The organism is Photorhabdus sp. RM322S, from assembly GCF_042879395.1.
Taxonomy (GTDB): Bacteria; Pseudomonadota; Gammaproteobacteria; order Enterobacterales; family Enterobacteriaceae; genus Photorhabdus; species Photorhabdus khanii.
In genome coordinates this window covers 20,371-29,513 of the sequence record NZ_JBHFKW010000050.1, presented here as the reverse complement: position 1 = coordinate 29,513, position 9,143 = coordinate 20,371, and the positions used below count along the sequence as shown (strand labels likewise).

Sequence of the window (9,143 nt, the reverse complement as noted above, 5' to 3'; positions counted from 1 at the left end):
GGCGTTACCTTGCAGGGATGTATTATGTCTACATTTTACTCAATTTGGTGGCTATGAAAAGTTTTTAGAGGTTCCCTTAAGGATATCCGTCTTTCCTGATTGTTAATTCAGTGACGATGATTACCAATAACAGAAAGTGAATAACTATGCATAAAACTATATTGCAGGATGTGAAGCTATACATGGCCTTCGACAGCGAAGACCATTACGTCATGGCGAACAAGGCCGAAGCCTCCGGTAACAGCCAATGGTTCTGTACCGACTGCCATTGCCCTTTGAAGCTACGCAATGATACGGCAGGTGAAGAAACTTGATTTGAACACGCTCCCGATGATGAAACAAAGAAAGCACAGGTAACGGGATGCAGTCATCTGTTGTCCGAAATCAGAAAGCGGGTCTTCATGATGGAGTAATTATAAGTAAAAGAAGCTATGTCATGAAAATTGTTGTAATTTCCCACTATCGCAATGACAAAATCCGTTTTTTGTTTGACAAAAACTCCGTTTTGAGTGACATTATTGTCATGAAACATGACAAATTTGGATTTTTATTTGTCAGCTAACCCTAGAGGTAAAAATGAACATTAACAACGAGGACATTGTGGCCCTCATTGAAGCATCATTGGATGCTAACTACAGCGAAGTCAGAAGCGTAAGCAATCGAATTGCAAAATCGATCAGCGAGTATGACTTGGATATGGCTAAAAAAATCAAGTCTATACTTCGTAGAAAAGGAGTACCTTTACGTAGCTCTGGCTATATAGAAAGTATACCTGTGGATCCAAAATCAAGAATGCCTCTTGTGGAAGAGGTTCAGTGGCCTGTGTCACCATTGTTTCTTGATAAAAACGAACAGGATGTTTTTAGTGCATTTATTGAAAGTGTAAAACATCAACATAAATTAATTGAGAATGGTTTATCGAGCCGTTTAAGTTTACTTTTGTCAGGGCCGCCTGGAACGGGAAAAACTTTAGTTGCTGGTCATATTGCTGCACAATTAAATAAGCCTCTATATGTCATTAGGTTGGACTCTGTAATTTCATCATTACTAGGTGATACGGCGAAAAACTTAAGACAAATTTTTGATTTCGTGCCATCTAAGAATGGTGTTTTATTTTTAGATGAAGTTGATGCTGTAGCAAAGCTTCGTGATGACACACATGAAGTCGGGGAGTTAAAACGGGTTGTTAATACTTTAATCCAAGGATTGGATTCATTGGACGATAATGCGGTAGTAATAGCAGCTACAAATCATTCTGGTTTATTGGATCCTGCAATTTGGCGAAGGTTCCCATTCAAGATAAAGTTTGGCATGCCTAATTTAGATGTACGTAGTGTTCTGTGGGATCATTTTTTATTCCAAGATAAAGGTGATCCTAGTACTAATAAAGTACTTGCATCTATATCAGAAGGACTTAGTGGAGCAGACATAGAAAACATAAGTTTAGCCGCTAGAAGAAAAAGTGTACTCGGCAATACGGAAGTTAATATACCATCAGTAATTCAAGCTGTGATGGAGAGTGATAATGATAACACAGCACTTCCCACTATTAGTGGGCTCAGTGTTGTGCAAAAAAAACGTATGGTAGAAATTCTTCACCATACCCATAATTTTAGCCAAGCTGACATAGCAAGATTCTTGAATGTGAGTAGGCAAACTGTATCCAGTTACCTCAAGGAATAAGTTACTATGGCTGACAATTCACGGACACCATTATTAAACCCTATTATTTCATTGCTAAAAGAGCCAGTTCCATCAACGGTTACTGGAGGTGGGAAAAATAGAGCAAGCATTGTTCGCTTTCGACTTGCACAGCAGAGGAAAAAACTAGTAAACGATCTTGCTAGTATAAAGAAAGATTCTCGTCTAATTGTTAGCCATGCAGGGAAAGCACACTTTGTTGTTAGAATGTTTGATGATTCCAATGCCCCATCTTGGACACCTGATGACCTTTTTAGCGCAGGTACTTTGAGTCGCATTGTTGCACCATCATATGATGGATATTTGGTGGAAATGCCACTGTCGTCAATAGATAGTTTGATGGCTAAAATCTCTAAGGCAAAGACAATCGGTGAAGAAGTTGATATTTCTAGGGTTGAGTCAGTTAGCGTATTTGATAAAGAAGATACATTAAGAAAAAAAGCGATAAATGAGCTATTTAACGATGGGGAAGGGAATAATAGTCGCCAGTTTAATTTATGGTTATTACCTTTTTATGATATAAAATCAAGGGAGTCGGTGATTAACTCTTTACTGTCTTTATATGGCGATGGAGTTATGAAGTCAGGTTTTTCTGAGTTTGATATAAAAAAAGGAAATGATGATGCTATAACAATTGCAAGTAGTGGTAAAACACTTAGCCCTTCACTACTAAATGCGATAAAAAAATATAAGCGAGAAGGTCATGCTTCATTTTCTATTATTGTAGAAAATGAGTTGGATATGATCAAGGTTATAAGTTCTGGTGCGGTCTATCGAGTCGAACCTATATCACATGTAAGAGCGAACGAAACTCCCCCAGGGAATGGTGTGGAACCAACACCACAAAGCTTAAAAAATAAGGATCTACCTACAGTTGTAATTGTTGACGGTGGGTGTTCTGCAACTTCTTATCTACCTTTGAATATACTATCGGTTAAACCGTTAGTATCTGATTGTGATGCTGATATGGCTCATGGAAACCAAGTTACTTCATTGGTTTGTCATGGGTATGCTTGGAATAATAACTTATCATTGCCTGAAGTTGAATGTAATTTTATTAGCGTACAAGCAATTAATAAGGTTGGAGTAGTAAGACAACCTACTACAGATCAATTCATAAACTATTTAAGAGGAGTTGCAGAAGAAACTAAAGGTGCTTCAAATGTATGGAATTTGTCCTTTAATGAGTCGCAGCCTACAATGACCAGTAGTGAGATAAGTTATCTTGGCCATGAGATTGGAAAAATAGCACGCGAATATAATATTTTACCTGTAATCTCAATCGGTAATGTATCAGAGAAAAATAGTAGCAGGTTATGTCCTCCAGCAGATTGTGAAGCTGCCTTAACCATAAGCGGTAGGGTTGCTAATGGGCAAGGGAAGCCGCATAGCCTATGCCCTTTAAGCCTTAAAGGGCCCGCTCCTGCTGGAATGAAAAAACCCGAATTATCATGGTTTTCTAATCTGAGGATGATTGGAGGAGTAAGTAAAACTGGCACTAGCTATAGTGCCCCCTTAATATCATCGGTTGCAGCACACACTTTTAAGAATTTGAAGAATCCCACTCCTGACTTAGTTCGTGCGTTACTTATTAACAAGAGTGGAAATTTGGAACATGATACTCATTTAGGTTGGGGAACACCTTGGAATGACGATACCCTTCCTTGGTTATGTCAACCAGGTACGGTAACTTTAACTTGGATATCAAGACTTAAAGCTGGTTATGCTTATTATTGGAATGACATACCACTACCTCCTGAAATGCTGGTAAATGGTTTATTGGCAGGAAATATATCACTCACAGCAATTCTTCGCCCCGTAGTTTCTGAGATGGCAGGAGAAAACTATTTCGCCACGAGGCTGGAATGTGCATTGCAGGCCATCGATAAGAATGATGATAACCTCAAAGTAAAAAACCTTCTCGGAACAATGAAAGAGTCGAAGGAAAAAGAAAACGCTTCCCGAAAAGACTTGGCGAAATGGAGTCCTGTGAGACACCATGCGAAAAAATTTAGTAGAACAAATATCGATAACCACTCTCTTAGGTTGTATGCAAGAATTTATGCAAGAGATCTGTATCAGTTTGATATGGAGTCGCATAGAGAGTTGGATGAACAAGAAGTTTCTTTTGTTTTAACTTTTAGAAGTAATGATGAGAATTCGGGGATCTATAACTCTATGACGCAAAGGCTGGGTGCATATGTGGAGAGTGCTGTGATTAATCAGAGTATTGAAGTTAATCTTTAATATACATCCTATTAATTGAGAAAGTTTTTCATAAAACTTTCTCAATTTAGTGTTTCTCTATATGATTTTTTAACAAAAACCACCAAAACAGGTGGCCGAATCACCTCAACTTTGATAGACATCGAAGGCTTTTGTCGCAGACATTTTAGATGTATTATCTCAGACCTGAGTCAGCAGATGTTTGTTCAAATACATAGCAACTTTTAAGTCAAGTCTGAGAATCAAAAATTTAAATTTCAGAATCAATGAAGATATTCATAAGTTTTGTTAACATAACTCTTATCTCCACTATCAAGTTCAATCTCCACCAAGACTTTACTATAATCAGATTTCTGTACGATAAGAGCAGAATTACCAAATTTATCTTCCGTTACTGCGTAAATAATATTACCATTTTTGACGTAAAATCCTCCAGCCATACCCCCGCTGCGAGTTACATCACCACTCTCTTTTTCTAAAGTAATTTCTGGTTTGCCAATAGGCCCAAAGGTATATCTATAGCCCTCTTCTGTCTGGCATAGTTCTACCGCTTTGGTATGTTTTATGTAGAAGGGGATAGAAGGAATGGGAACATGACGGGTGCATTACTGAGAGAGGGAAAGAGGAAAAAATATCAATATAATCAATCAAATGTATGTTCACAGCTTCTACACACATACCGATCAAACAGTACGCTATCCATAGCCGAACCTGTAACAGCTCCGGCAGTTGCGCCAGCGACAAACCGCCCCAGCACTGCCCCCGTCGCTGTACCCACCACAGGCCACAACTGAACCAATCGCAGCACCAGTTCCCGCACCGCTGAGAGTGCCAGCCACGCCTCCAGCAATACCTCCCGTCTTCCTGCCAATATGTCGTTCACTTACACGATCAGAACCGCATTCCGGGCATACCGTAGTCATTCTATAATTCTCCTGATTTCAGTTCGTTAGAAAGCAAAAAGGCACCCGATCGTTAATGAACGTATGTGCCACGAATAGTATTTTTGTCCACATGAGCAAGCTGCAACTCGATCCACGCAGAGTTAAAGCCTTGCTCATGGAGAATAGTGCTCATGGTGTGACGAAAACCGTGACCAGTAGCCCTTCCTCCATAACCAATGCGCCGGATTAAAACATTTAGCGACATGTCACTGATTGGCTTTACTTTCTCAAGCCTACTAGGAAAAACGTACTGGTAACCGCTCGTCATTGTTTTCAGTTCTTCCAGAATAGCTAGTGACTGCTTTGACAGTGGAACCAAGTGCGGCCGACGCATTTTCATTCGCTCTTCGGGAATACTCCAAAGATTATTTTCAAAGTCGAACTCTGACCATTCTGCTTTACGTAGCTCACCTAGTCGGGTACCTGTCAATATGAGGAGCCTCATCGCCAGCTTAACGAGTACATTCCCGGTGTTCGCCTGTAGCACAGTGAAGAACTCCGGCAACTCTGCTACTTTCAGGTGCGGATAATTCTCTTTTTTATGTGGCATCATAACACTAGCAAGATCAAGTGCGGGATTTGAGAACGCTCGTCCTGTAGCTATTGCATATTTCCAAACCTCACCACAACGCTGCGAACTTTACGTATCTTCTCCGTAGCCCCTCTTTGCTCAAGGCGGGTCAAAACAGACATCAACTCCATAGGCGTAATGGAATCAATTGGACGATGACCGATGTAAGGGAAAACGTCTTTTTCAAAAGTTGCAATCATTTCAGTTCTATAAGATTCAGCCCAGAGATCATAGCGCCGCTGGTACCATTCTTTTGCGATTAATTCAAAAGTATTTCCCAGCCTATCCTGCTGTGCCAGCTTCTTTTCCTTGCGGGTGTCACTAGGGTTGATGCCCGCAGCCAATAGCCCCTGGGCTTCATCACGCTTTTTACGTGCTTCAGATAAGGAAACTTTGGGGTACGTCCCCCAAAGAAAGCATCTTAGCCTTTCCCTCAAAACGGTAACGGAAACGCCATCCTTTTGAACCGTTAGGCTCGATTTACAGAGACAGTCCGTTACCATCAACTTTCGTATACGTTTTCTCAGAAGGCTTCGCGCGGCGTATCTCAAGGTCTGTAAGAGGCATATGTATAGTTTTCTCCTCTGAAATCTCCCTGTGTGTATAGTTTCAGAGTGTATAGGAGAAGCTATACACATTTCTATACGACATAAGGTCTTGGATTTGGGGTAATTCAGGTTGAATTGAATTGACAAGGAAATGCCAAAAAATCCAGCTAAATCATAAGATAGTTGACTTCAGGAGGTTTGAAAATGGAGCGGGCGAAGAGAATCGAACCCTCGTATAGAGCTTGGGAAGCTCTCGTTCTGCCATTGAACTACGCCCGCATTTGGATGTAATACGTTTTATTATAGCGACTCCATAGGTACCAGCAAGTAATTATCTGTTTAAGTTGTCTATATTTCAGGCAGTTGAAAGTAAAAACTCCCTTGGCAGCTATGCCATAGGGAGTTGCGATGTGAAGCTGAATTCTGGCTATTATTTCTGTGGGCGCATTGCCGGGAACAAAATAACGTCACGGATGGTATGGCTGTCAGTAAACAACATTACCATGCGGTCAATACCAATACCTAAACCTGCGGTTGGTGGCATGCCGTGCTCCAGAGCCGTGACATAATCTTCGTCATAAAACATGGCTTCATCATCACCTTCGTCTTTCTGACGAACCTGTTCAGCAAAACGTTCTGCCTGATCTTCAGCGTCATTCAATTCTGAGAAGCCGTTACCAATTTCACGTCCGCCAATAAAGAATTCAAAACGGTCAGTGATAAACGGGTTTTCATCATTACGGCGAGCCAGCGGAGAAACTTCTGCCGGGTATTCAGTGATAAATGTCGGTTGAATCAGGTGGCTTTCAGCGGTTTCTTCGAAGATTTCACACTGAACGCGACCAAGGCCCCAACCTTTCTCCACTGCAATGCCCAGTGATTCAGCAATAGCCACTGCTTCATCCATATCATCCAAATCAGCCATATTGGTTTCAGGACGATATTGGCAAATAGCTTCTTTCATACTCATTTTGGTAAATGGTTTACCGAAATCAAATTCCTGCTCACCATATTTAACCAACGTACTGCCCAAAATATTTTGCGCCAAAGTACGGAACAGCTCTTCGATCAACACGATCAGATCTTGATAATCCGCGTAAGCCATATAGAGTTCCATCATGGTGAACTCAGGGTTATGACGCGGAGAAACGCCTTCGTTACGGAAGTTACGGTTAATTTCAAACACACGATCAAAACCACCCACAACCAGACGTTTCAGGTAAAGTTCCGGCGCAATACGCAGATACATGTCAATATCCAGCGCATTGTGGTGAGTAATAAACGGACGGGCCGACGCACCACCCGGGATCACCTGCATCATCGGTGTTTCCACTTCCATAAAGCTTTTACTGACCATGAAATTACGCAATTCAGACAAAACCTGAGAACGAATCTGGAAGGTTTTGCGTGATTCTTCGTTAGCGATCAGATCCAGATAGCGCTGGCGGTAACGGGTTTCTTGATCAGCCAGACCGTGGAATTTATCCGGCAATGGGCGCAGCGCTTTTGTCAGCAGACGCAGTTCAGTACAGTGAATGGAAAGCTCACCGGTTTTGGTTTTAAACAGTTTGCCACGAGCGCCCAGAATGTCTCCCAGATCCCATTTTTTAAACTGTTCGTTATAAATACCTTCCGGCAGATCGTCACGGGCAACGTATAACTGAATACGACCACCCATATCCTGTAAAGTGACGAAAGAAGCTTTTCCCATGATGCGACGGGTCATCATACGACCACCAACCGTCACGTCGATATTCAGTGCTTCCAGCTCTTCCTGAGTTTTGTCGTCGTATTGCGCATGCAGCTCTTCTGACATGTTTTCACGACGGAAATCATTCGGGAAAGCAATACCTTTCTCCCGTAAAGCCGCCAGTTTTTCACGGCGGGTTTGCAGTTCATTATTTAAATCGGGGGCCTGTTCTGCGCCCTGTTGTTGTTGTGACATATTAGTTCCTCATAAGCCAGCTTTAAGGCTTGCTTCAATGAATTTGTCCAGATCACCATCCAGCACAGATTGTGTATTGCGGGTTTCAACGCCTGTGCGCAAATCTTTGATCCGTGAGTCATCCAGAACATAAGAACGGATTTGGCTGCCCCAGCCGATATCTGATTTATTCTCTTCCATAACCTGTTTATCAGCATTTTTCTTCTGCATTTCCAGCTCATACAGCTTCGCTTTCAACTGTTTCATGGCCTGGTCTTTGTTTTTATGCTGAGAACGATCATTCTGACACTGAGTCACAATGTTGGTTGGAATATGGGTAATACGTACCGCAGATTCGGTTTTGTTAACGTGCTGACCACCCGCGCCTGATGCGCGATACACGTCGATACGTAAATCTGCCGGGTTGATTTCAATATCAATATCATCATCCACTTCGGGATAGATAAATGCAGAACTGAATGAAGTGTGACGACGACCACCGGAATCAAATGGACTCTTACGGACTAAACGGTGAACACCGGTTTCAGTACGCAACCAACCATAAGCATAATCGCCCATGATCTTGATGGTCGCTGATTTCAAGCCGGCAACTTCACCATCGGATTCTTCGATGATTTCAGTTTTAAAACCTTTGGATTCAGCCCAGCGCAGGTACATACGCATTAGCATACTTGCCCAATCCTGCGCTTCGGTACCGCCAGAGCCTGCCTGCAAATCAAGGTAGCAGTTAGCACTGTCATACTCACCAGAGAACATACGGCGGAATTCTAACTGACCCAGTTTGCCTTCAAGCTGTTCCAATTCTGCTACAGCTTCATTAAACGTCTCTTCATCGTCAGCTTCTACTGCCAGTTCCAACAAGCCCTGTACATCTTCCAAACCTTGTTCAAGCTGATCAATAGTTTTGACAATCTCTTCCAGTGAGGAGCGTTCCTTACCCAAAGACTGTGCTCGCTCCGGCTCATTCCAAACATCAGGCTGTTCCAGTTCGGCGTTAACTTCTTCTAAGCGTTCTTTCTTGGCATCGTAGTCAAAGATACCCCCTCAGAACCATTGTCCGTTCAGACAGGTCCTGAATGTGGTTTTTTACCGGATTAATTTCAAACATATTTTAGTGTCTTACGTTGTGTAGTCGTAGATAAATGGGATATTTTTCGAACCGCGCATTGTAACGGATTTGGCAAAGGGTTTATAGCATTTCAACAGAT

Annotated in this window: 7 protein-coding genes, 1 tRNA gene and 1 pseudogene; 3 read left to right on the top strand and 6 right to left on the bottom strand. The window is 42.0% G+C overall.

What is annotated here, in order from left to right; genetic code table 11:
• Positions 1 to 146 precede the first annotated feature (146 nt).
• The 3 genes from ACGF63_RS20150 to ACGF63_RS20140 all read left to right on the top strand — a co-directional run bounded on the left by ACGF63_RS20150 (position 147) and on the right by ACGF63_RS20140 (position 3,948).
• Positions 147 to 314, top strand: coding sequence for a putative zinc ribbon protein (locus ACGF63_RS20150; RefSeq protein WP_387632835.1), 168 nt, complete (start codon positions 147 to 149; stop codon positions 312 to 314).
• A gap of 262 nt (positions 315 to 576) precedes the next feature.
• A complete protein-coding gene (locus ACGF63_RS20145; protein WP_132355886.1) occupies positions 577 to 1,683 on the top strand; it encodes an ATP-binding protein in 1,107 nt (368 codons plus the stop codon).
• A 6-nt stretch (positions 1,684 to 1,689) separates the two neighbouring features.
• Positions 1,690 to 3,948, top strand: a complete 2,259-nt coding sequence (locus tag ACGF63_RS20140) for a S8 family serine peptidase (RefSeq protein WP_387632833.1) — start codon at positions 1,690 to 1,692, stop codon at positions 3,946 to 3,948.
• A 242-nt stretch (positions 3,949 to 4,190) separates the two neighbouring features.
• Here the strand turns inward: ACGF63_RS20140 and ACGF63_RS20135 are convergent, their stop codons facing one another.
• The 6 genes and pseudogenes from ACGF63_RS20135 to prfB all read right to left on the bottom strand — a co-directional run bounded on the left by ACGF63_RS20135 (position 4,191) and on the right by prfB (position 9,043).
• A complete protein-coding gene (locus ACGF63_RS20135; protein ID WP_203448920.1) occupies positions 4,191 to 4,367 on the bottom strand; it encodes a hypothetical protein in 177 nt (58 codons plus the stop codon).
• 203 nt (positions 4,368 to 4,570) lie between these two features.
• The gene (locus ACGF63_RS20130; protein ID WP_239002349.1) at positions 4,571 to 4,810 is read right to left on the bottom strand and encodes a hypothetical protein; all 240 of its coding nucleotides are present in this window, start codon (positions 4,808 to 4,810) and stop codon (positions 4,571 to 4,573) included.
• 92 nt (positions 4,811 to 4,902) lie between these two features.
• Positions 4,903 to 6,009, bottom strand: a pseudogene (locus ACGF63_RS20125) (tyrosine-type recombinase/integrase).
• 186 nt (positions 6,010 to 6,195) lie between these two features.
• Positions 6,196 to 6,269, bottom strand: a tRNA-Gly gene (locus ACGF63_RS20120).
• Between the two features lie 151 nt (positions 6,270 to 6,420).
• The gene (lysS, locus tag ACGF63_RS20115; RefSeq protein WP_152962414.1) at positions 6,421 to 7,935 is read right to left on the bottom strand and encodes a lysine--tRNA ligase; all 1,515 of its coding nucleotides are present in this window, start codon (positions 7,933 to 7,935) and stop codon (positions 6,421 to 6,423) included.
• A 9-nt stretch (positions 7,936 to 7,944) separates the two neighbouring features.
• Positions 7,945 to 9,043 (bottom strand): peptide chain release factor 2 gene (prfB, locus tag ACGF63_RS20110; protein WP_110742751.1). Its coding sequence is split into 2 segments (ribosomal slippage): positions 7,945 to 8,967 and positions 8,969 to 9,043, totalling 1,098 coding nucleotides; the frame shifts between segments, so codons are not numbered across the junction.
• Positions 9,044 to 9,143 lie beyond the last annotated feature (100 nt).

What these genes read in the sequence shown, in the direction of transcription:
- ACGF63_RS20140 (WP_387632833.1), top strand. Translation starts at nt 1,690, where the DNA reads ATGGCTGACAATTCACGGACACCATTATTAAACCCTATTATTTCATTG.
- ACGF63_RS20150 (WP_387632835.1), top strand. Translation starts at nt 147, where the DNA reads ATGCATAAAACTATATTGCAGGATGTGAAGCTATACATGGCCTTCGAC.
- ACGF63_RS20145 (WP_132355886.1), top strand. Translation starts at nt 577, where the DNA reads ATGAACATTAACAACGAGGACATTGTGGCCCTCATTGAAGCATCATTG.
- ACGF63_RS20135 (WP_203448920.1), bottom strand. Translation starts at nt 4,367, where the DNA reads ATGGCTGGAGGATTTTACGTCAAAAATGGTAATATTATTTACGCAGTA.
- lysS (WP_152962414.1), bottom strand. Translation starts at nt 7,935, where the DNA reads ATGTCACAACAACAACAGGGCGCAGAACAGGCCCCCGATTTAAATAAT.